Source organism: Bacillus sp. MD-5 (assembly GCF_002201875.1).
Classification (GTDB): Bacteria; Bacillota; Bacilli; order Bacillales; family Bacillaceae; genus Bacillus; species Bacillus stercoris.
Genome location: NZ_CP021911.1, coordinates 774,841 through 795,511, shown reverse-complemented (window position 1 = coordinate 795,511; position 20,671 = coordinate 774,841). Strand labels below are relative to the sequence as shown.

25 protein-coding genes are annotated in these 20,671 nt (G+C 44.4%); 6 read left to right on the top strand and 19 right to left on the bottom strand.

Going from position 1 to position 20,671, the window contains the following annotated elements:
* Positions 1 to 68: 68 nt before the first annotated feature.
* The 5 genes from CDO84_RS03760 to fabL form a co-directional block, all read right to left on the bottom strand.
* Entirely contained in the window at positions 69 to 1,811 is a 1,743-nt protein-coding gene (locus CDO84_RS03760) for an ABC transporter ATP-binding protein (RefSeq protein ID WP_040083665.1), read from the bottom strand.
* Positions 1,812 to 1,897: 86 nt separating this feature from the next.
* The gene (gene ntdP / locus CDO84_RS03755) at positions 1,898 to 2,428 is read right to left on the bottom strand and encodes a nucleoside tri-diphosphate phosphatase (RefSeq protein ID WP_003223272.1); all 531 of its coding nucleotides are present in this window, start codon (positions 2,426 to 2,428) and stop codon (positions 1,898 to 1,900) included.
* 143 nt (positions 2,429 to 2,571) lie between these two features.
* Positions 2,572 to 2,832 (bottom strand): YgaB family protein, encoded by a 261-nt coding sequence (locus tag CDO84_RS03750; RefSeq protein WP_003242708.1) that lies wholly within the window; start codon positions 2,830 to 2,832, stop codon positions 2,572 to 2,574.
* A gap of 172 nt (positions 2,833 to 3,004) precedes the next feature.
* Positions 3,005 to 3,259, bottom strand: a complete 255-nt coding sequence (gene sspE, locus CDO84_RS03745; protein WP_014663277.1) for a gamma type acid-soluble spore protein SspE — start codon at positions 3,257 to 3,259, stop codon at positions 3,005 to 3,007.
* A 68-nt stretch (positions 3,260 to 3,327) separates the two neighbouring features.
* Positions 3,328 to 4,080: an enoyl-[acyl-carrier-protein] reductase FabL gene (gene fabL / locus CDO84_RS03740; RefSeq protein ID WP_040083667.1), complete on the bottom strand. Its 753-nt coding sequence runs from the start codon at positions 4,078 to 4,080 to the stop codon at positions 3,328 to 3,330.
* Between the two features lie 81 nt (positions 4,081 to 4,161).
* On the opposite strand from fabL, the gene CDO84_RS03735 reads away from it, so the two are divergent.
* On the top strand, positions 4,162 to 4,386 hold the full coding sequence (locus CDO84_RS03735) for a hypothetical protein (protein ID WP_003233542.1): 225 nt from the start codon (positions 4,162 to 4,164) through the stop codon (positions 4,384 to 4,386).
* 7 nt (positions 4,387 to 4,393) lie between these two features.
* Here CDO84_RS03735 and mutY read toward each other — a convergent pair whose 3' ends face one another.
* Complete coding sequence (gene mutY / locus CDO84_RS03730) at positions 4,394 to 5,503, bottom strand: A/G-specific adenine glycosylase (RefSeq protein WP_040083669.1); 1,110 nt, start codon at positions 5,501 to 5,503, stop codon at positions 4,394 to 4,396.
* A gap of 215 nt (positions 5,504 to 5,718) precedes the next feature.
* On the opposite strand from mutY, the gene CDO84_RS03725 reads away from it, so the two are divergent.
* Positions 5,719 to 6,702, top strand: coding sequence for a metal-dependent hydrolase (locus tag CDO84_RS03725; protein WP_014663274.1), 984 nt, complete (start codon positions 5,719 to 5,721; stop codon positions 6,700 to 6,702).
* Here the strand turns inward: CDO84_RS03725 and CDO84_RS03720 are convergent.
* The 6 genes from CDO84_RS03720 to CDO84_RS03695 form a co-directional block, all read right to left on the bottom strand.
* Positions 6,695 to 9,280, bottom strand: coding sequence for a YfhO family protein (locus CDO84_RS03720; protein ID WP_040083670.1), 2,586 nt, complete (start codon positions 9,278 to 9,280; stop codon positions 6,695 to 6,697). The two genes, CDO84_RS03725 and CDO84_RS03720, sit on opposite strands and share 8 nt — an antisense overlap.
* Before the next feature lie 71 nt (positions 9,281 to 9,351).
* A complete protein-coding gene (locus tag CDO84_RS03715) occupies positions 9,352 to 10,341 on the bottom strand; it encodes a glycosyltransferase family 2 protein (protein ID WP_014663272.1) in 990 nt (329 codons plus the stop codon).
* A 231-nt stretch (positions 10,342 to 10,572) separates the two neighbouring features.
* Positions 10,573 to 11,433 carry an epoxide hydrolase EphM gene (gene ephM, locus CDO84_RS03710; protein WP_040083671.1) on the bottom strand — a complete coding sequence of 287 codons (861 nt, stop codon included), beginning with the start codon at positions 11,431 to 11,433 and terminating at the stop codon, positions 10,573 to 10,575.
* Positions 11,420 to 11,752 (bottom strand): SdpI family protein, encoded by a 333-nt coding sequence (locus CDO84_RS03705; protein WP_040083673.1) that lies wholly within the window; start codon positions 11,750 to 11,752, stop codon positions 11,420 to 11,422. Before CDO84_RS03705 ends, ephM begins: the two co-directional genes overlap by 14 nt.
* A gap of 83 nt (positions 11,753 to 11,835) precedes the next feature.
* A complete protein-coding gene (locus tag CDO84_RS03700) occupies positions 11,836 to 12,354 on the bottom strand; it encodes an SH3 domain-containing protein (protein WP_040083674.1) in 519 nt (172 codons plus the stop codon).
* Positions 12,355 to 12,471: 117 nt separating this feature from the next.
* On the bottom strand, positions 12,472 to 12,741 hold the full coding sequence (locus tag CDO84_RS03695; RefSeq protein WP_014663267.1) for a YfhJ family protein: 270 nt from the start codon (positions 12,739 to 12,741) through the stop codon (positions 12,472 to 12,474).
* Positions 12,742 to 12,865: 124 nt separating this feature from the next.
* On the opposite strand from CDO84_RS03695, the gene CDO84_RS03690 reads away from it, so the two are divergent.
* A complete protein-coding gene (locus tag CDO84_RS03690) occupies positions 12,866 to 13,018 on the top strand; it encodes a small, acid-soluble spore protein K (protein ID WP_003223241.1) in 153 nt (50 codons plus the stop codon).
* A gap of 31 nt (positions 13,019 to 13,049) precedes the next feature.
* On the opposite strand, the gene CDO84_RS03685 is transcribed toward CDO84_RS03690, so the two are convergent.
* From CDO84_RS03685 to recX, 3 genes are all read right to left on the bottom strand, one after another.
* Positions 13,050 to 14,243: an MFS transporter gene (locus tag CDO84_RS03685; protein WP_014663266.1), complete on the bottom strand. Its 1,194-nt coding sequence runs from the start codon at positions 14,241 to 14,243 to the stop codon at positions 13,050 to 13,052.
* Between the two features lie 144 nt (positions 14,244 to 14,387).
* Complete coding sequence (locus tag CDO84_RS03680; protein ID WP_014476208.1) at positions 14,388 to 14,702, bottom strand: YfhH family protein; 315 nt, start codon at positions 14,700 to 14,702, stop codon at positions 14,388 to 14,390.
* A gap of 8 nt (positions 14,703 to 14,710) precedes the next feature.
* Positions 14,711 to 15,502 (bottom strand): recombination regulator RecX, encoded by a 792-nt coding sequence (recX, locus tag CDO84_RS03675; RefSeq protein ID WP_040083678.1) that lies wholly within the window; start codon positions 15,500 to 15,502, stop codon positions 14,711 to 14,713.
* 88 nt (positions 15,503 to 15,590) lie between these two features.
* Here recX and CDO84_RS03670 point away from each other — a divergent pair, with 88 nt between their 5' ends.
* The 3 genes from CDO84_RS03670 (at position 15,591) to CDO84_RS03660 (ending at position 16,925) form a co-directional block, all read left to right on the top strand.
* Positions 15,591 to 16,502: a TIGR01777 family oxidoreductase gene (locus CDO84_RS03670; protein ID WP_040083679.1), complete on the top strand. Its 912-nt coding sequence runs from the start codon at positions 15,591 to 15,593 to the stop codon at positions 16,500 to 16,502.
* Between the two features lie 54 nt (positions 16,503 to 16,556).
* On the top strand, positions 16,557 to 16,667 hold the full coding sequence (locus CDO84_RS03665) for a YfhE family protein (RefSeq protein ID WP_003223230.1): 111 nt from the start codon (positions 16,557 to 16,559) through the stop codon (positions 16,665 to 16,667).
* Between the two features lie 66 nt (positions 16,668 to 16,733).
* Complete coding sequence (locus tag CDO84_RS03660) at positions 16,734 to 16,925, top strand: YfhD family protein (protein ID WP_014663262.1); 192 nt, start codon at positions 16,734 to 16,736, stop codon at positions 16,923 to 16,925.
* Between the two features lie 37 nt (positions 16,926 to 16,962).
* Here CDO84_RS03660 and CDO84_RS03655 read toward each other — a convergent pair whose 3' ends face one another.
* The 4 genes from CDO84_RS03655 to CDO84_RS03640 all read right to left on the bottom strand — a co-directional run bounded on the left by CDO84_RS03655 (position 16,963) and on the right by CDO84_RS03640 (position 20,660).
* A complete protein-coding gene (locus CDO84_RS03655) occupies positions 16,963 to 17,547 on the bottom strand; it encodes a nitroreductase family protein (RefSeq protein WP_014663261.1) in 585 nt (194 codons plus the stop codon).
* Positions 17,548 to 17,634: 87 nt separating this feature from the next.
* Positions 17,635 to 18,516, bottom strand: coding sequence for a PhzF family phenazine biosynthesis isomerase (locus CDO84_RS03650; protein WP_040083680.1), 882 nt, complete (start codon positions 18,514 to 18,516; stop codon positions 17,635 to 17,637).
* 114 nt (positions 18,517 to 18,630) lie between these two features.
* Positions 18,631 to 19,662 carry a FecCD family ABC transporter permease gene (locus tag CDO84_RS03645; RefSeq protein WP_040083681.1) on the bottom strand — a complete coding sequence of 344 codons (1,032 nt, stop codon included), beginning with the start codon at positions 19,660 to 19,662 and terminating at the stop codon, positions 18,631 to 18,633.
* On the bottom strand, positions 19,659 to 20,660 hold the full coding sequence (locus CDO84_RS03640) for a FecCD family ABC transporter permease (RefSeq protein ID WP_040083683.1): 1,002 nt from the start codon (positions 20,658 to 20,660) through the stop codon (positions 19,659 to 19,661). The genes CDO84_RS03645 and CDO84_RS03640 overlap by 4 nt, the downstream gene beginning before the upstream one ends.
* Positions 20,661 to 20,671 lie beyond the last annotated feature (11 nt).

Genomic DNA, 20,671 nt, shown 5'->3' with positions numbered 1-20,671 from the left:
TAAACAGCCGGGTTTTTTTATACAAAAAAATCTTATATCCTTCGTTAAAAGGATATAAGATTGATGTTTTAGTTCAAATTTTGAATGGTAAATAAGTGCTTGTACTGGCTGTCATAGTCCATGAGTTCATCATGGGTTCCGGTTTCAATGATTGTGCCGTTTTCCATGACGACAATCTTATCCGCATGTGTGATCGTCGATAACCGGTGTGCGACAACAAAAGTTGTTCTATCCTTCGCCAGTTTGTCCATCGCTTCTTGAATGTAATGCTCACTTTCCAAATCCAGAGCCGATGTCGCTTCATCTAAAATGAGGAGCGGCGGATTTTTCAGGAATACCCGCGCAATTGAGATCCGCTGCTTTTGTCCGCCTGAAAGCTTAACGCCTCGTTCTCCCACCCGGGTCTCATATCCTTCTGGAAAACCCATGATAAATTCATGGGCATTTGCAGCTTTGGCGGCTTCAATAATTTCTTCAAGAGTGGCATCAGGTTTGCCGATTGCGATGTTCTCCCGAATCGTTTCACTAAATAAAAAGGTATCCTGAAGCACCATGCCAACCTGGTTGCGAAGGCTTCGCGCTTCATAATCGCGTATATCCTTCCCGTCAATCAGCAGTCTGCCGCTTGAAACATCATAAAATCTCGGGATCAGGCTGACGAGCGTTGATTTTCCTCCTCCGCTCATGCCGACGAGAGCTACAGTTTCCCCTCTATTTACTTTTAAAGAGACGTCATGGAGAATGTTATCTTTTTCCTTTTCATATTGAAACGAAACGTTTTGAAACTCCACTCCTCCGCGAATCTTATCGGCCTTTATCGCATTTGGTTTGTCAGTGAGTTCATAGGGCTCGTCGATAAATTCAAACACCCTGTCCATTGATGCGATTGACTGTGTCAAGGTTGTAGAGGAATTGATCAGTCTTCTAACTGGGTTGTACATTCTGTCAATATATCCGACAAACGCGACCATTGTTCCGACTGTCAGCGGTCCATTAATGACAAAATAGCCGGCGCACGCAATGACGATGAGCGGCGCCAAATCTGTAATGGTATTAACGACCGCAAAGGTTTTGGCATTCCAATTCGTGTGGCTGATGGCCTTATCTAAGAAATGACCATTTTTCTCATTAAATTGAGCCTGTTCATGGTCTTCTATTGCAAAGCTCCTGATGACCGGCATGCCTTGAATGCGCTCGTGCAAATGCCCCTGTACTTGAGCTAGCGCCTGTGAGCGCTCCCTTGTGAGCTTTCGTAAACGGCCGTAAAAATACTTCACTGATATGCCGTATAATGGGAATAAAACGATAGAGATCAGTGTTAATTTTATGTCCAGCGTCAGCATGATAGAGATCACGATCAAAATCGTCAGCATATCTAGCCAAATATTCATCAGGCCTGTGATGACAAAATCCTTTGTTTGTTCTACATCATTAATCACTCGGGAAATGACTTCCCCTGTTCTTGTATTCGCGTAAAAACGAAGGCTGAGTTTCTGTATATGGTCAAACAGCTTGGCTCTTATGTCATAAAGCACCTTGCTGGCCGTCCACTGGGCAAAATATTGCCGATAATATTCAACAGGCGGGCGCAAAATTAAAAATAAGGCGAACATGATCGCCATAATCGTGAACAATGACGTTGTTTTGTCACTAGCCGTGCCGCCTCCTTGAATAATGTCGTCAACTACGTACTTCAGAAGCAATGGGAGAGCAAGCGGAATGGAGAATTTTACGATCCCGATTAACACTGTAACGAAAATTTGCTTCTTATAAGGTTTGACGAATTGCATGTAGCGTTTCATAACCCCCACGTTGATTCCCCCTCTCTCTTGATCATGATGTGTGTGAGCCCATGTGAAAAACCTGTTGTACCCCGCAACAGGTTTTTACGTAACCATTATTTTGTATAGCGCAAATACCGTTCATACCACATATCAACAAACTCGGGCGCAAACGGTCCCTGACGCTGGTGAATCCAATGGAGCAGCGTGTTTAAGTAGTCTCTTAATATACTGTCGATTTCTTTTGGATAATTCATGGCTTTCCGGTGATCATCATATTCGTCTTCATCAAGAATATTGTAGGTCATGTCAGGGAAAACCTTAACGTCTAAGTCATAATCGATATATTTAATTGCTTCGCCATCATAGGCAAACGGAGAACTGATGTTGCAATAATAATGAACCCCGTCTTCCCTCAGCATCCCGATGACATTAAACCATTGTCTTGCGTGAAAATAACAGATTGCGGGCTCTCTGGTTATCCATGTCCGGCCGTCTGATTCGGTTACCATCGTCCGGTCATTGGCCCCGATGACACACATTTCTGTACTTTTTAAGATTGTTGTCTCATTCCAAATTCTATGAATCAGCCCGTTGTGCTTATAGCTGTGAATTTGAATGGTTTCTCCTTCCTTGGGATAGCCCATATTTCTCCCCTACTTTCTATAAAGCCCTACAGTTAGTATGTCCAAATTTGCTTACCGACAACGTCTTTTACCTATTATAACGTTACAATTTGAAAAATGAAAATAAAAGAGCCATTCCGGCCGGGGAATGGCACATTCCTGCACTACACAAAGGAAGACGGCTTTTCTGAGCTGCGATAAGAACGAATGACCTGCTCTGTCTGCTTTTGAAACATATCTTGTATATCGGCAAGGTGTTTCCGTTTTACCGCAATTTCAGCCTGAATCCCCCGCAGCCTTGCATCCCTTTCCAAATGCCTGAGTTCCGCTTCAATTTGTTTGCAGCGGTCGAGCTCTGATTGGAGATCGAGAAGCTTATCCATCGTTTTCATCTGTTCACTTACCAGCTTTTCAAATTCCGTCATCGGTTCCTCCTTTAGCCTGGTGAAAGTATAAACGTTTCCTCCTTTAATCATTTCGATCTCCATAAAGCAAACCCTTTGACTCATTCTGTAGACCTTCCACAAGTTTTGTCGTTTTTCAAACAGAAAAAAGCACTTCCACCCGAAGATGAAGTGCTTTTTTCTGTTTCAGTGATTAGCTGTTTTGTTGTTTGTTTTGTTCAGCAGATTGGTTTTGTTGTCTTACCTGCTGTGTGTCAGTTTCACTAGCGAATTCAGTGCCGAATTGACCTTGTTGGCCAGCTGATTGCTGGTTTTGTTTTCTAACTTGCTGAGCGTTTGTTTCGCTAGCAAATTCAGTGCCGAATTGACCTTGACCAGCAGCTGATTGTTGGTTTTGTTTTCTAACTTGTTGAGCGTTTGTTTTGCTGAAATTATTTGAGTTAGCCATTGTTATCACCTCCACGGTCATTAGAATGTGCAGGTGATCGTATAGCTATTCCTCTTTTTTAAAAATTTTTAAACGAGCAGTGAGCGTCCGCCGTCAACGATAATAGTCTGTCCGCGGATCATGTCAGCCTTGGAAGACACTAGAAACTCAACGGTTTCAACCATGTCTTTAATTTCGACCATGCGGCCCGCCGGTGTGTTTTGGCGCGCATCCTCAAGCAGATCTTCTCTATTCGGGAAGTGTTTCAGCGCATCTGTGTCGATCGCTCCGCCTGAAACAGCATTGACGATAATTTGTTTTGGTGAAAGCTCAACCGCAAGATAACGTGTTAGAGCCTCTAACGCTGCTTTTGATACACCAACCGTGGTGTAGTTTTCAAGATAGCGGATAGAGCCTAATGAACTGATGCTGACAATATGCCCGCCTCCGTTCTTCTCCATTAGCTTGGCAGCTTCCTGAGCGCAGAAAAGCAATGCTTTCGCATTAATGTTCATCGTCCAGTCCCAGTGTGTTTCTTCTAGTTCCATGACAGGTCTCAGAACGCCTGAAGCAGCATTATTGACAAAAACATCAAGTCTGCCGAACGTTTCATCAATTTGCTGAAACATTTCTTTGATTTTTGCAGGCTGTCCTACGTTTGCTTTTACGACAAGCACTTTAACACCAAGCTTTTCGATTTCTTCTGCTGTTTCTAGTGCTGCTTTTTTGCTGCGGGCATAGTTAATGACGATGTTATAGCCGTTCTCAGCAAGTCTGATCGCGGCCGCTTTTCCGACACCGCGGCTGCTTCCTGTTACGAGTGCACATTTATTTTGTTCCATTTTTCCTCATCTCCTTGTAGCGTATAGTTCTTTTATTTCCACAAACAATAATGGCAAGAACTTTAAAGGGGGTCTTCTGTTATGTATGTCGGACGTGATATGAGCGAATTGAACATGGTTTCCAAAAAAGATTGGAAGAACAGTGAACTCGCTTATTTTCATCATGCCTTTCAGCAAATTATGCCTTACTTGAACGAAGAAGGCCAATCAAAATACCGGGAATTAACGCAAGAAATTGAAGCGCGCGGCGGAATGAAGCGCAATGAAGCGGACTACAGCCACGGCACGCGCGTTTCTTACGATTAAGAATGGTTTACGGAGCAGCCGAATATGAGGCTGCTTCCACTGCCATCTTCCAGATTTTTTGATGTGACACCGGGAACGCAAATTGTTCGAGCTCTTCTTTCGTTACTTTTTTCAGCTCGGCAGTATCCGACACTTGTTTTACTTTACCGAAAAACACAGAAATATTCCATACCAGGTGGGTGAAAACGTGCTCGACTACACCTTGCAGATCACTGATATCAGCTTGTATCCCATATTCGTTTTCTAGAAATGCAATGAGCTGTTCACGCTCAGTTTTGATCCCTTTTTGGGTTTCAAGATTAGGGAATTCCCATAGGTTGGCGAGCAAACCTTTAGACGGCCGTTTGTGGATATACACTTGTCCGTCTTCATCGGTCAGTACGATTGCAGCCATTGTTTTGATCCCGGGCTTTTTCTTTTTGCTTTTGACCGGAAGCTCCCGTTCAGTGCCTTCTTCAAATGCTGAGCAATGCTGCTGAACCGGGCATAGCAGGCATGAAGGTGATTTTGGCGTACAGATCAAGGCTCCAAGCTCCATCAAGCCCTGATTAAATTCTGAAGGTTTTTCTTTGGAAATAAAAGCTCGTATAGCGTCTTCAAAGATCGTTCTTGTTTTTGGTTTGGCAATATCATCCCAAATAGAAAGAATTCTGGACATGACACGCATCACATTTCCGTCAACCGCGGGAATGGGTTTATTGTAGGCTATACTGAGCACCGCTCCCTTTGTATAAGGGCCGACGCCTTTTAACCCGCCAAATTCTTTCTCGTTTGGAGGGACAATGCCGCCGTATTCCTGTTTTACTTCTTTTACCGCGCTTTGCAGATTTCTGACTCGCGAATAATAGCCGAGTCCTTCCCATGCTTTCAGCACCTTTTCTTCATCTGCATCAGCGAGCGCTTCCACTGTCGGGAATTGTTCCACAAATCGCAGAAAGTAAGGAATCACAGTCTCTACTCTCGTTTGCTGCAGCATGACTTCAGATACCCACACTTTATACGGATCTTGGTCCTCTCTCCACGGCAGAACGCGCTGCTCTCTTTCAAACCATGTGATTAAATCATCGCGAAATTGCTGTATGTCTTTTTGTTTTAATTTGTCTTCAAGTACGTTCATATGTGTTTCTCCCCAGTCTTTCGCGCCCCGCTTTTCTTTAGACTGTTTTTTGTTGTACACTAAGGGCACAGTACGATAATATGTTACATTAAATAATAGTAAAGAAAAAGCGGAAACATATGAGAACGATTGAATCAGTTTAAAAATTGGGTATATGAAAATGGGGAATTTCTTACAAAGTGAATGTGCAGGATCATCCTGCAAGGAGGTCACCTATGGATACGGGCACACATGTCGTTATGGGCATCGCACTGGGCGGTATTGCGACGCTTGATCCTGTTGTCGCATCAGATCCGGCAATGGCTCACGCTGTTATGATCGCAACGCTTGCGGGCTCTCAGGCTCCGGATATTGATACTGTGTTAAAGCTTAAAAACAATGCTGTTTATATAAGGAATCACAGAGGATTTACCCATTCAATTCCCGCCGTTTTGTTTTGGTCTGTCATCATCCCGGCGATTCTGTATTTATTTTATCCTCAGGCCAATTTTCTGCACCTGTGGCTGTGGACGCTGCTGGCCGTTGTTCTGCATGTCTTCGTCGATATATTCAACGCCTATGGGACACAAGCCATTCGTCCGTTTTCGAAAAAATGGGTTGCGCTTGGGCTGATTAATACGTTTGATCCGTTTATTTTTATCAGCCATCTGGCAGCTATTGCGATTTGGTATGCAGGCGGCAGTCCCGGCATCACGTTTCTCAGCTTATATATCATATTGGCAGGCTATTATTTGGTGCGCCTGATCATGCAGCTGAGAATTAAACGAAAGCTTCATGAGATGATTCATGATGAGATTGAAAGCATTATTATTTCTCCAACGATGAAATTCAGGCAATGGCGAATCGCAGTGACAACAGCACATGCTTTCTATGTAGGAAGAAGCATGGAAGGACACGTCGTGATTCTGGATACATTTAATCGAGTGCCTGTTCCTGAAACCGATGTAATGCATGCGGCAAAGCAGGATGATAACATCGCGGCGTTTCTGTCCTTTTCTCCGGTTTACCGGTGGGAAGTGGATACGTTTAAAGATCATTATGAGGTGAGATTTATCGACCTGCGTTATCGGAGTAAAGGCCATTATCCTTTTGTGGCAATTGTTCATATCGGCCATGATCTTACGATTCGTTCGTCCTATACGGGATGGATATTCAGCGAAGAAAAACTTCAGAAAAAATTAAAGCTCGGCTCTATATAGAGCCGGGCTTTTTACGTCTTATATATAAAACAGCAAGCAGCAGACTGACGAGAGATATGATCGCCGATATGTTGAAGTATGGCGGATAGTAAGTCAGCTCAATGTGATTGTCTCCCTTTTGCGCCTTGAAGCCTATAAAAGCATAATCCGCTTTTTCAATCTTCTGTGTGTGTCCGTTGATTTTCAGCTCCCAGCCTTTTTCATATGGGATCGGAAGCATGATGTACTGGTCTTTTGACAGATGATATGCAAAGGTCAATTGATTTTTGTTCCAATTCAGTTTCTCTGCTTTCTCTGTTTTATGTTGCAATACAGCGTTTTTCAGCGTTTCATAATTCTCTTCATAGAGCGCTATATTTCTCAGCTCATAGGTTCCTTTCGGAAGATGGATTGAGATATGGCCTGATTTAGGCACTCTGACCGTAATATCATTTACACCGGTTTTATAGATCGATTTGTTCGATTTTCTTGTTGTGACATAATCATTTACCTTTAATGTAAATCCTTTGTCTTTTGCTTTGCTTTTCAAATAAAAGCTGACATAGTAGTCTCCCGGAGCGGATGATGGCTGTTTCGGAGTGATGGTCAGCTCTCCTCCGTTTTCTCCAGTTACGGTGAGCAGTCCGTTTTGATAATGGGCTTGTTTTGCGGTGATGTCCGACTTGGTGATCAAATTGGCCGGTTTTGGTGTCTGCTCGGTTTTTCCAGATGGATCTTTTAATATGATTCCTTTCAGCATCGCCTGTTCTTTCGCAAGAGCGGGCAATTGGTCCAGCTCACTTTCGCTGTATATGGCATCCGCTGTTTTGACGAATGGAAGCATGTACTCATTCTCATAAACCGCATAATGCACTGTTTCTAAATGCTTTTTGAAGCCGTACGGGACGCTGGCTGCGTTTGTTTTTTCCGTCATATAATATTTGCCGTAAAGCAGGCTGTATAAATTGGCCCTGTCTCCCAATGACGCATAACGGCTGACGCTTTCCCTGCCCATATCGATGCTTAAATCATTCCAATAGAAGGCCAGCAGATTTTTATTTAAAATGCTGGAATAGGCGCTGAAGCCATTAAATCCGTAAATGATTGGCGTATTATTGCGGACACCGTTCATCCAGTCGATTCTCATGAGCGGGTCATTGTCTTCCTTTTGTAAACGTCTGATGAGCTCAGTTGATTCTTGCCCTCTGTATTCCTCACTTGTAAGATATTCTCTTGTCACACTATCCAGATCGCCGCCTTCTGAGAGTGCGTATTTTTGATAGGAGTTGGCGACCAACAGCGAAGAAAGAATGATGATACCGTACACAGCCATTTTTGCCCGTTTTTTCGCAAAAGCTGCAGCAAACAAGGCTGCGATTGTCATGAGTAAGAGCAAGAGAATGCTTTCATTCGCAGGCTTCCATATATCGAGCTTATACCTTTGGATATGATACAAGTAAAGAAGCAGGACGATAGCTATGGCCGGGAGCAGTTCTTTCCGGTTCAGTTCAGACAGCTGTGACAAACCAGCCGCCGCTGCTCCCGCAATGGTAAAGGCCAGAACATATTCAAAGCGGTTTTGCGGGGCGGAAAAGCCGTTAAAAACGCTTGCCGCATACGGACTGAAATGAAAAAGAATAAACAGCAGGCTCAATCCGGCAAAAAGACGAAACACACGGTTTTTGTAAAAAGACATCATAAACAAAAACAGCAGAAAAGCGGCCGGCACAATAATAATCCGGCTCGAAAATAATATATTATCATCGAAATTGAGCCACTCTATTTTCTGGCTGTATGGGGGGCGCAGGTTGTTTAAATAACCGTATACCACCGGCACAAACACCGCCGCACTGATGCCAAAAGAAATGAGTCCCGAAACCAGAAACAATCTGCATTGAACCCATCTTTTCACTTCATCCTGTTCCAGTCTGATCAGCCATCTGAACAGCACGTAGATTCCGATGAATATAAGGTTTATGTATGCAAAGTAAAAATTGTTGATGAACGTCAGCGAACACGCAACAATAAACCACGCCGGACGCCGCTCTCTAATGATTTTTTCTGCGCCAAGCACAAGCAGCGGAAGCCAAATCATTGTATCAGTAAAAAATTCCCAATACGCTTCGTGACGGAAATAAATAATCGAGACGCCGTATAACACGGCTCCCGTAAACGATGCCGCTCTATGCTTGAGAAGATAGTGAAAAACAGAAGCGGACGTAAAGATGATCAAGCTCAATTTGAAAATACTGATAAAAACAGCTGACTCTGCCCAAAAAAGCGTATCCGCTTCTCCGATAAACTGGAGGGCTTGAAGCAGCCAGACAACGGCGGACACAGCAAGAAATAGAAAAGAAGCAGAAAAATAATAGCCGAGCTGACTGAATGTGCCGCCGCCAAGTCCGAATGAATAATTGTAGAAAAAATTCCCGTGTGTATATTGGTCAAATAATAATTTTTTAAATACGATCATTTGCGCAAGTCCGTCACCCGGACCTGTCATATACCTGCCTTCCGCCCATTCTTTCACAAAAAAGGCGTGTGCCAGAACGGACACCAGCAGACTGGCCGCATAGATCATAACATGTTTTCTTTTCATATACATTCTCCAGTCTTGCTTTTAAGATGATAGACACGCAAAAAAAGCACTGCCAATGACGCTTGGTGATTTCAGTGCATTTTTGTCAGACGCCGCACGCTTTTTAATTCGTTCGTTTCAGGCAGGTCTTTGTTTGGGATATTCGCTTCTTTGATCAAATAATGCGGGCGTTTTTTTGTTTCATAATAAATTCGGCCGATATATTCGCCTATGATCCCGAGGCTTAACAGCTGTACTCCGCCGAGAAATAACACAGCTGAGATAATTGTAAAGTACCCAGGCACAGAAATACCGTTAGTCAGAATTTTAACGAATGTGGCAATGATATAAATGATGGAAAGCAGCAAGATGAAAATGCCGGTGTAAAAACATAATCTCAGCGGTTTATGATTAAATGAAACGACGCCGTCCATGCCGTAATTAAACAGACTGCTGAACGACCATTTGGATGTGCCGTTTTTCCGTTCGACATTTTCATAAAACACAATTTTCTGATCAAAGCCGATCCAGCAAAAAAGGCCTTTTGAGAAGCGGTTTCCTTCGCTCAGCTTCAAAAGAGCATTTACAGCTTGGCGGCTTAACAATCTGAAGTCACCCACACCATCACGCAAATCGACTTCCACCGCTTTATTAATGAACTTGTAATACATTGATGATAAGAGTGAGCGGACAAACCCGTCCCCTTTTCTGTTCCTTTGGGCAATGACCTGGTCGTACCCTTCTTCGTAGCCTTTGATAAATTCCTTCAGCAAATATGTCGGATGCTGAAGATCGGCATCCATTACAATTACCGCCTCGCCCTGAACATGCTCAAAGCCCGCCAAAATCGCGGCTTCTTTTCCAAAATTCCGAGAAAAAGATATATATTTCACCCGGCTGCACGTCACTGCCAAGTCTTTGATCTGCTGAAGCGTGTCATCAACGCTTCCGTCATTTATGAAGAATATTTCATAGTCATAATGAATGTTTTTAAATTCCTTTTTTAAAGATTCATGAATGAGTTTGACATTATACCCTTCATTGTAAGACGGGATAATAATCGAGATTAATCCTTGCTTCATTAAGGCACCTTCTTTTTATTATTCTTTTTAAGTATTGCCTTAGGGGAGTTTTACACAAATCTTCAGTAAGGCTATTCCTTTTTTAAAAGTCGTTTAAACCTGTTTTTTGTTACAATTTTATGGTGACATTCATGATTTTTAATGTTATTTTGTCATGTTTAAAACAGACTATGAAAAAAACGCACAGAAAAAGTCTGCCATTATGGCAGACGAATGAAGAGAAGTTCAAACTTATTGGTTCTTAAGGTATTCCAAAATCAGCTGATTGACGATTGCTGGTTTTTCGTGGTTAATCCAATGGGAAGCTTCATCTACAAAGATGAGATGTCCATTCGGGCATTGCTTTTCCGTCTCTTTCGCAAGCTTTCTGCTCAAAAAACGGTCTTCCATTCCCCAGATCATCCGGTAGGGTGCTGTTTCATAAGGCGGTTTCTCTGCAAGGCTTCCTTTTCTGAGGGCTCTGTACCAGTTCAGCATAGCTGTCAGTGCACCCGGCTGTTTCCACGCTTCTTTGTACCTGCTGACATCATCGGACGAAAAAATCTCCGGACGGGCCGATAATCCAATCGCTTTGTCTAATGTTTCATAATCATTTTCCCTTAGTGATGCCTCCGGTATGTCTGGCAGCTGAAAGAATGCGATATACGAGCTTTTCAGCCACTGCGGCGGATAAAACGGCGTTACGGTTTTCATGACGTGCGGGTGCGGGATGTTGATCGCGATCAGCTTTTCAAGATATTCCGGGCGTGTGGAAGCCAAATGCCATGCGACAGCCCCTCCCCAGTCATGCCCGATGACAATTGCTTTTTCATCAGTGAATTGCGTAATAAGTCCGATGATATCATCTCTTAATGTATCAATCCGGTACGAATCAATTCCTTCCGGTTTGTCACTTAGATTGTAGCCCCGCTGATCAGGAGCAATGACCCGGTAACCCGCATCAGCAAGCGGTTTGATTTGATTTTTCCAGCCGTACCAAAACTCAGGAAATCCATGAAGCAGGACAAGTAACGGGCCGTCTTCCGGTCCTGCGCTTGCAACATGGAGCGTGATTCCGTTTGTATTGACAAACTGGCATTTAACTCCGTCCACTTCTATCTCCTCCTTGACTGTGCATCATGGTTTTCAGTCTTTTTTCCGTTAGCATAAATATGATGACACAAGCGGCAATCAGCAGGATTAGCTGAAGAATGATCAAGCTTGATCCCAGCAAAAATCCCATTCCCGCAATCACCAAGCCTGACAGGATCATTAATGATGCACTGTAACGGTTCGCTTCATTCCATAATCTTTGATCTGACATTGAGCGTCTTGTTCTGTATCCGTACACACTGTTGATGGATTTGGGAGGAAACTGTTTGATCAGTATGCCCGCAATGATCATAAGTCCTCCGCTGACTAAACCAGCCATATTATCATCTCCTTTCTCATTGTTACGTGCAGAAAGAAGAAATGTTTCACACATAGACAAAAAGACAAGCCTCGGCCTGCCTTTTATCGCATTTGTAAATCCTTTGTGTGAATATAGCCTATAACACCGCCATAATCCACGAATGCCCAAGTGAAGTCAAATCCTCCGTTTTCACTAAATCCCCACCCGAGTATTGTCACCTTTGTTCCAGATGAGAGCTGCTTAGCTTTTCCGTTTTCGGGTGTCGGTGTATAGAAGGCTGTCTGTTTCGTTGTTTTCGCTTGGCTTGCGGTTTTCATTAAAAAGTGAGTTGAAATATATGCTTTTTTTCCTTTGAAATGAATTTGAGCCCAATCGGCATTTACGAACCCATCGACTGTTACCTTTTGTTCTGATGATACAGTGCCGAGAATATCACCTTCATGATTTGGCTCAGTCCGGACATTCAGTTTTCCTGCTTTTATGATGTAAGTATCGGATGATGGCATGCTGACAGATATGTCGTGAAGGGGCGCAGCTTTTGCTGCGGGAGCGGAGTGAAGTGCTGTCAAGCCCATTCCTATGGCAGCTGTTAAAGCGAGCATTACTTGTTTCTTTTTCATTTAAAGCTCCTCCTCGCATTTGACAAGATATAAGTGGTATTCCCTGATTGACAGGCTGGCGAAACATGTTTTATGTGAAAAAAATGAAAAAACCTGCCGGTCGCTAACGGCAGGTTTTTAATGCAAAAGGCCTCTGCTTTGATGTAAGTAATCATTCACGTCGTTACGGGAGCTTTGAAAAAGGTGGAGCTGGCCTCCGTAGTTTTCGATCCATTGTGTGACGATTTTTTCGGTCATTTTTTCACCCTGATAGGCATGTCCGGCTTTTGCATAGGTTGCTTCGAAATCGCTCCATAGCAACTCCACCCATGTTTTCGCCTGTATATAGCTGATCATATCGTTCTTTTCCAGAAGCAGATTCGTCAGTTTCTCAATGTACATATTCATGTGTGCAGTCTCCTTTCTTCAGGAAAAAAATAACGCTTTATTACGTGGTGTTCTCCATATACTAACCTTACGTCTTCATCTGGAAAGACGCAACTTTTTGATCTCGAACCTAGGGGGATATGACATGGTCCGGAATAAAGAAAAAGGATTTCCTTACGAAAACGAAAACAAATTTCAGGGTGAACCGAGAGCAAAGGACGACTATGCTTCAAAGCGTGCTGATGGATCGATTAATCAGCATCCTCAAGAAAGAATGAGAGCCTCTGGCAAACGGTAAAGAAAAACAGCTGCATACACTGCAGCTGTTTTTACCCTTTATTGACTTGATATTCGTAGACGCTCTTCTTTTCTGATAAGTGTGCGAAGGTAGAAAGCACAAGTCCGCATGCAGTCATAAGCGCGCCGCCCGCAAACAGCCAGGAATAAGAGCCAGTTCCGCTTAAAATCATTCCGCCGATCCATGCACCAAGGGCATTAGCAAGGTTAAATGCTGATACGCTGACAGCTGCGGCAATGGTTGTGCCGCCCTCAGATGAGGAAATGACCTTTGTTTGCAGCAGAGGCGGCGTGCCGAATGCGCATGCCCCGAATAGGAACGTGGCCACAATAGCTGCAGCCGGGTAAATGGCGATGTACGGAAATACAGCCAGAACACCGATTAAACCAATCATTACGCCGATCATCGTCCGAGTCAGCAGAGGCAGCGGCACTTTTCCCGCAAAGAAATTCCCTGCAACGCCTCCCAAACCATACGCAAAGAGAGCGCCTGTAATGCCAACCGTGCTGAATCCGGCTGAATGTCTCAAGATCGGTTCGATAAAGGTGTAGGCGATAAAGACACCGGAATAGCCTAAAATGGTAATCGCGAAGGAAAACAGCACTTGTTTGTGCTTAAAAACCCCCCACTCATTCATAAGCATGGGGATCACTTTTGGTTTTCTGTTTGGCACGGCAGCCATAAGGCCTAAAAATCCGATGACTCCAAGTGCCGTAATGATGGAAAACACCGCTCTCCAATTCAGGACATCTCCGAGATAAGAACCGAATGGAACACCCAGCATTAGAGCTACTGTCAGCCCGCCGTTCATTGAAGCAGCGGCTGCAGCGCGCCTTTCCGGCGGAACCATTTCACTGGCGAAGACCATGGCTATCGCGAAGAATGCGCCGTGAATGGACGCAGATAAAATTCTTGAGACGGCCAGTACCGCAAAATTCGGTGCCAGTGCGCTCATCAGGTTTGAAAGGATAAAAATCGCCATCAGCCCAAGAAGCACAGGCTTTCTCGGGAGCTTGACAGAAATGATGGTGACGAGCGGTCCTGTCAAACAGACGCTTGCCGCGTAAGCCGTGACAAGAAGCCCTGCAGATGAAACCTGTATATGAAAGTCATTGGCAATCGACGTCAAAATACCCATCACCGCGTATTCTGTATAACCGATTGAAAATGTACAAATCATAAGAACAAATATAATAAATTTTACAGATGGGTTTTTGATACTCAACGTCATCGCCTCCTTTGATATTAAAAAACAACGAGTTCCATACTAAAAGATTTTTAAAGTGAATTCAATGATTTTTTCTTTAAGACATCGTGTAAATGTGCTGCACAAAAAAAAGAGGCTGATGATCAGCCTCCCTGTTACGCTTTATTCTTTTTCTTTCAAAACTGAGATTGGCAGCGCTTCCTCTTGCTGAGGAGAAGAGGTTCTGTATCCCCATGCGAAAACGCCATTTAAATAACTGATGGTAAACTCGTCCTCAGTGTCTTCAACACGGTACGTTTCTCCCGGTGAGTAATCTTCCGGGTTCAGCAAATATGCTTTTGCCATCGTAATTTTCCGTTCGAGCACTGCCAGTTCGTTTATAATTCCATGCTGTTCGGCTTTTCTTGCTTTTTCAGAAAGTAATGCGATTTCAGTATTGAGTTCGTGCGGTGTCATTTGACTGTATCGTTTCTCCATTTTTTTAGCTACTCCTCTTCGTGCAGAAATTGTTCGATTAAATCGAGTGAGAATCCTTTGCGGAATAAAAATTGTTTGACCTTCATGGCGCTTTCATAGGAGCCGTCATAGCGGTATTTTCTAAGCGCTTTTTCCGCGTGAATGCGCAGCGCTTCTTTCTCTGTGTCTTCATCATTTTCATACTCAATCTGCTCTAGCGCCGCACTGATGACATCAAATGAGAAGCCCTTGCGCTGAAGCTGCATCTGGGCGCGCTGTTTGAGTTCTTTTGTCGAAAGCTTTTTATCTTTTTTGAGAAGCTTTTCAACATGCTTGACCGCTTCTCTTGTCTGATCTTCAAAGGAAAAAGAACTTAGCGCCTCCTTAATTGTATCGTCATCAATTCCCTTCGCTCTCAGCTCTCTGAACAAAACATCAGGTCCTTTTCCGTTTGTTTTTTTGTGGGTGCTGACATAGGCTGCGGCAAATTCCTGGTCGTTTAAGTACTTGTAATCGTTGAGCTTATGGATGACCTCCGCAATAACGGGGGGCGAGGTTTCTTTTTTCTTCAAGTGGTCCTCGACCTCTTTCGTTGACCGCATTCGATAGGATAAAAATTCAAGCGCGCGGTTGAAGCCTTTCTTCACTTCATCGCCGTATTGAATCTCAATGATGTCAAGATCATCAAGTTCTTTTCCCTTCTTGAGCTCATATTTCACGAGCACATCCGCGTCCACGCTGAAGGCGTATTTATCATCCAGAAAAATATTGAAGCGTTCCGTATTCTTTTTTTGCGCTGATATTTTTGTAATAAACGGCATCTTAATCTCCCTTCTCAGGCCTGAAACGAGTTTTCTTTTATTAAAATGAGGTAAAGTATATTTATTAGAACGATGAGGAGAGATGTTCATGAATATCGCAATGACGGGCGGCACCGGTTTTCTCGGCCAACATCTGACAGGCGTTCTTACCCGCCAAGGACACCATGTTTATATTTTATCAAGAAACGCACGGGAAACTGAACAAAAAAATATGACATATGTCCAATGGCTGACGGAAGGAGCCGCCCCGGAGCAGGAACTTCCTCATATTGATGTCTGGATAAACCTTGCGGGAAAATCTATTTTTGGCCGCTGGACAGAAAAAACGAAGCAGGACATTCTCTCCAGCCGTATCAATGCGACGCGTGAAGTGCAGCGGCTTATTCGTAAACAGAAGGAGAAGCCGAAGACATTGATCCAAGCCAGTGCCGTGGGTATTTACGGCACAAGCCTTGAGAAAACCTTTACAGAGGATTCTGCAACGTCAGATGAGGATTTTCTAAGCCATACTGCGCACCTGTGGGAAAAGGAAGGACAGAATATTGAGGCGATGGGCATCAGGACGGTTTATGCGAGATTTGGCGTGATGCTTGGGGAAAAAGGCGCTCTCCCGCTTATGGTTCTCCCCTATAAGTTTCTGGCCGGCGGAACGATCGGAACAGGCAGACAGTGGCTGTCATGGATTCATGTTGAAGACGCGGCCCAGATGATCCGATATGCGGTGGAAAACGCCGGCATCTCTGGCCCAATGAATGTCACCGCGCCCAATCCTGTGGAAATGAAACAATTCGGCAAAACGATTGCACGGGTGAAGCACCGCCCGCACTGGCTCCCCGTCCCGGAATTCTTTTTATCAAAAGCATTGGGTGAGATGAGTCTTTTGATTGTGAAAGGTCAGCGCGCTCTTCCTAAAAAAGCGATCACCTCTGGATTTCGTTTTACATATTCGGATCTTGCCTTCGCACTCTTACAGCTGATAACGGACCGAAAGACTGTATAAAAACAGCAGGAAGCGTCAACCTTAAGAATAACATGGTTGAAGGAGGTCCTTTTTATGGAAAAAAAGAGGGAGAAGCACCAGCAAGGCGCCAACCTGAAGAAAATGCAGGAAGTTCTTTATTCAGGCGAATTTAAAAAAGCGGAAAAAGCTGCTAAGCGGAAGTAGGAATACATAGCCCCTTAAAACCAAATACTATCTTTGTTTGATATCACTTTTTAGGGGGAATTTGATATGGGCAGAAATCATATCCACAAAAACCGTGATAAAAACAAACAAAAGCTTCCACAAGTTCCCGATGCATTAAAAAGGGAAACTGACGGCGTTTACGAAGAATATTCAAGCGAGCTTGCTGATGCAAATGACCGCGAAGCGCAAGAGCGTGCGAAAGCAGCCGACAACAGAGCGAAAAAGAAATCTCGTTAATAAAAAACCCTTGTCTCCGTTTGAGACAAGGGGTTTTTTACATTTCAGTGAACCGGTCGCGGATCGGTGTGCGTTTTTTCACTTCCGGCGACTCGTCAGGATAACCCGTTTGTATGATGGCGGCGAATCGTTCATTATCCTGTAAACCAAAGGCCTGATGGACTTCTTTGTCGTATAGGATTTTTCCGCTTTTCCAAACCATGCCGATTCCTTTTTCCCAAGCAAGAAGCTGAAGGTTTTGAATCAATGAGCTTGTTGCCGCAAAATCATCGTCTCGCGCTCTTTCGTTTTCATCTTCCTGAAATACGACGAGCAGAAAACCCGGAACGCGCCCAAGTGTGTTTTTGAAATTTTGAAGCTTTTCCTCTGTCATATCCGGCTTGGATTTCTTAGAAAACGCTGCAAATGTATTGATGAGGTTCGCTTTACCTGTCTCACTGGAAACGTAAATAAATCTCCATGGCTCTGTTACTCTGTGATTTGGCGCATATTTTGCCGTTTCAAGCATGTCAAGAATAACTTCTGCAGGTACTGGCCCTTGTTTAAACTTTCGAATCGATCTTCTGCTGCGTATGATGTCCCGCAGTTCTGAGTGCTGATGTATTTGTTCGGTTTGAGGCATACCGTTTCACCTTCCTATCCAATTGAAAATGATTATCATTTCATAATGATAACGGAAAGTGCATCTTGTTGTAAACCATCATCCGTATTAGATGTTAAAAATACGCGTTTCTGAGTAAACGGCCGTTCCTGTCATCTTCACTTTCACATGGCCGTCCGCTTCATTCATTTCGATTTCGACTTTTCCGTCCTTTCCGATTTCCTGCCCTTGTTCAATGATAAATTTATGCTGCTCGGCATTGCCATAATGTTTCATATAAGCCCCCATCACGCCTGACGCTGTGCCGGTCACTGGGTCTTCAATTGTTCCCGAATACGGGGATGAAAAGTGGCGTCCGTGCAGGTCGCTGTCAGGATGAACGGTTTCAAAGGTAAACGGATGGACTGAAGCTTTTGGCAGATCAATTAACACTTCCGGAAATTGTTTGTTATCTGGCACCATCTTTTTAGAAGCCTCTAATGATTTAAGCGGTACGATGGCTGTCCATATGCCAGTGCTGCCAAATACAATCGGAAGATCTTCATGAAAATCTTCTTCGGTGATTCCCAGTGCGTGCGCAAGTTTTTCCCGATCGCCTGTAAATGGTTTGAATCGCGGGGAGGCCTGTTCAAGCGTAATATGAATGCGGCCATCTTTTTCAGAAATGTTCACAGGCAGGATTCCGGCTTTCGTTTGGATGCTGTACGTTTTACCGCTCTCCAGCATCCCTTTCTCACATAATGCGTAAAGAGAAGCAACTGTAGCATGACCGCACAAATTCATTTCGTGTCCAGGGGTAAAGTAACGGAGTTCAAGATCGGCCGACTCGCTTTTTCGGATAAAGGAGGTTTCTGAATACCCGGCACGCTCGGCTATGATCTGCATCTCGTTTTCAGTAAAATCGTCTCCCTGCAATACGACGCCTGCGGGGTTTCCTTTTCCGGGACTGCTTGTAAATGCTTCATATTTTAATACCTCTGCTTCTTTCATTCATCTGCCGCCCTTTCTTTATCAATGTCTCTGTCAGTATAGCAAAAATAATTACGAATCTTCAGTTATTAATAAAAAAACCCATTTTCTTCTTCAAGAAAATGGGCGTAACGATCAAGAGTTTCTTGTTTTATAGAGCAAATAAATAAAATAAGGGGCGCCGATAGCCGCTGTAAAGACGCCGGCTGGCACTTCCACCGGAGCAAATAAGGTTCTGCCGACAATATCAGCTGTTAAGACGAGCAGAGCCCCAATAAGTGCCGACGCCGGAAGCAGCGCGCCATAAGATGAGCCGACAAGCCGTCTTGCAATATGGGGCGCCATCAGCCCGACAAAACCGATTGTGCCGGCAACTGAAACTGCACAACCCGTAAGAGCCGTACTCAAAAGGAGCAAGAAAAAACGATTTCGCTGCACAGCGCTTCCCGCACCCGCCGCAATATCTTCACCCAGCACCTGTATATTCATATTTTTCAGCGCGACAAAACAAATGAATAAGAGAATGACAGATAAGATAATAACTATTTTTACATGCTCCCAATTTGACCCATAAACTGACCCAGTGATATATACATTGGCTTGTGATGCCCGGTAAATCGGACCTTTGATCATCAGCAGGGTCGTCATCGCCTGCGCAGACATAGAAAATCCGATTCCGATAAGCACCAGCCGAAATGTGGAGGCACCATTTTTATATGCCAGTAAATAGACGATGAGACCGACAGCCGAGGCGCCGATAAATGCGGCCGCTGGAAGCCATGACAGGCTGATCGTCAGTGAACTGCTGCGGTCTGAGAAGAACATCATTAAAAGTACGACAGCTACTGCCGCTCCTCCCGTTATTCCGATAATATCCGGAGATGCGAGAGGGTTTCTGACGAGTCCCTGCAATATCGCGCCTGCCGCTGCCAAACAAACGCCGGCGCATAAAGCTGTCAAAATTCTTGGCATGCGGAACGACATGATCATCAGTTCATCCAGCTTGGAACCTGCGCCAAAGAATGTTTTTGCTACATCCCAGGGAGGAATAAACCTTTGTCCAAGACCGGCGCTTATGATGAGGACAGCAGCTGTTAATCCCAGTAAAACCAAAAAGACGATCCACGCTTTCTTTTCAGCCGCAGTAACTCCAAAACGAAGTTTCATAGCTTTGCCCCCCTTCTTGCGATGTACACAAACACAGGCATTCCGATGATGGCGGTCATGACCCCGACAGGAACTTCCTGAGGCATAATGATATATCGCGCACCGATGTCCGCGGAAACAAGCAGAATGGCACCCAAAACAGCGGAAAACGGCAGAACCCAGCGATAATCATTACCGACGACGAACCTGGAAAAATGCGGAATAATGATGCCGATAAAGGAAATCGGCCCGGCAATGGCGACAGCAGATCCTGCTAGCAAGACAACACAAAGCGCCATCACGAATTTCAGCAGGCCCGTTTTTTGGCCGAGTCCTTTTGCCACATCTTCTCCCATCACAAGGAGATTTATTTTTTGGCCAAGAAAAAAGCAGATTACCAGCGCTGCCGCTGCATATGGAAACATCGTCATCAGCAGATCCAGACTCCTGCCCTGCACAGAGCCAGTCAGCCAAAAAAGCACCTGGGCAAGCTCAAGTTCGTTGACAGACAGCAAGCCTTGCGTCAGAGAAGAAAACATGGCTGCCATGGCAGCGCCCGCCAGCGTCAATTTGATTGGTGTCAGCCCTTCTCTCCCAAGCGAGCCTGCTGCGTAGACGATCGCAGCGGTAAATGCTGCCCCGAGAAACGAGCTCCATACTAGTGCCTGAGGTGATTGAATATGCAGAAAAAACGATCCGGCCACAATAAAAAAGCCGGCACCGGCGTTTATTCCGAAAATTCCCGGTGACGCAAGCGGATTTTTTGTGAGCGCCTGCATGAGTGCTCCCGCGGCTGCAAGCGAGGCGCCGACGACTGTGGCAACCAAAGCACGCGGAAGCCTGACGTCCTTGATGATGACATGCTCATTTGTACCGTTGAAGGAATGAAACGCTTGATAGACCTGTCCCCATGACGTACCTGTATAACCGTACACAACACTTGCGCAGACAGCTGCCAGTAAAATGAAAATCAGACATAATAACGTAATCCATTTTGAAGATGCCTTTTTGCAGATCATGATCTCATTCT

Coding starts and splice junctions, on each gene's coding strand:
- ntdP (WP_003223272.1), bottom strand. CDS start 2,428: ATGGGCTATCCCAAGGAAGGAGAAACCATTCAAATTCACAGCTATAAG.
- CDO84_RS03750 (WP_003242708.1), bottom strand. CDS start 2,832: ATGACGGAATTTGAAAAGCTGGTAAGTGAACAGATGAAAACGATGGAT.
- sspE (WP_014663277.1), bottom strand. CDS start 3,259: ATGGCTAACTCAAATAATTTCAGCAAAACAAACGCTCAACAAGTTAGA.
- fabL (WP_040083667.1), bottom strand. CDS start 4,080: ATGGAACAAAATAAATGTGCACTCGTAACAGGAAGCAGCCGCGGTGTC.
- CDO84_RS03735 (WP_003233542.1), top strand. CDS start 4,162: ATGTATGTCGGACGTGATATGAGCGAATTGAACATGGTTTCCAAAAAA.
- mutY (WP_040083669.1), bottom strand. CDS start 5,503: ATGAACGTACTTGAAGACAAATTAAAACAAAAAGACATACAGCAATTT.
- CDO84_RS03725 (WP_014663274.1), top strand. CDS start 5,719: ATGGATACGGGCACACATGTCGTTATGGGCATCGCACTGGGCGGTATT.
- CDO84_RS03720 (WP_040083670.1), bottom strand. CDS start 9,280: ATGAAAAGAAAACATGTTATGATCTATGCGGCCAGTCTGCTGGTGTCC.
- CDO84_RS03715 (WP_014663272.1), bottom strand. CDS start 10,341: ATGAAGCAAGGATTAATCTCGATTATTATCCCGTCTTACAATGAAGGG.
- CDO84_RS03705 (WP_040083673.1), bottom strand. CDS start 11,752: ATGGCTGGTTTAGTCAGCGGAGGACTTATGATCATTGCGGGCATACTG.
- CDO84_RS03700 (WP_040083674.1), bottom strand. CDS start 12,354: ATGAAAAAGAAACAAGTAATGCTCGCTTTAACAGCTGCCATAGGAATG.
- CDO84_RS03695 (WP_014663267.1), bottom strand. CDS start 12,741: ATGAATATGTACATTGAGAAACTGACGAATCTGCTTCTGGAAAAGAAC.
- CDO84_RS03690 (WP_003223241.1), top strand. CDS start 12,866: ATGGTCCGGAATAAAGAAAAAGGATTTCCTTACGAAAACGAAAACAAA.
- CDO84_RS03680 (WP_014476208.1), bottom strand. CDS start 14,702: ATGGAGAAACGATACAGTCAAATGACACCGCACGAACTCAATACTGAA.
- recX (WP_040083678.1), bottom strand. CDS start 15,502: ATGCCGTTTATTACAAAAATATCAGCGCAAAAAAAGAATACGGAACGC.
- CDO84_RS03670 (WP_040083679.1), top strand. CDS start 15,591: ATGAATATCGCAATGACGGGCGGCACCGGTTTTCTCGGCCAACATCTG.
- CDO84_RS03665 (WP_003223230.1), top strand. CDS start 16,557: ATGGAAAAAAAGAGGGAGAAGCACCAGCAAGGCGCCAACCTGAAGAAA.
- CDO84_RS03660 (WP_014663262.1), top strand. CDS start 16,734: ATGGGCAGAAATCATATCCACAAAAACCGTGATAAAAACAAACAAAAG.
- CDO84_RS03655 (WP_014663261.1), bottom strand. CDS start 17,547: ATGCCTCAAACCGAACAAATACATCAGCACTCAGAACTGCGGGACATC.
- CDO84_RS03650 (WP_040083680.1), bottom strand. CDS start 18,516: ATGAAAGAAGCAGAGGTATTAAAATATGAAGCATTTACAAGCAGTCCC.
- CDO84_RS03645 (WP_040083681.1), bottom strand. CDS start 19,662: ATGAAACTTCGTTTTGGAGTTACTGCGGCTGAAAAGAAAGCGTGGATC.
- CDO84_RS03640 (WP_040083683.1), bottom strand. CDS start 20,660: ATGATCTGCAAAAAGGCATCTTCAAAATGGATTACGTTATTATGTCTG.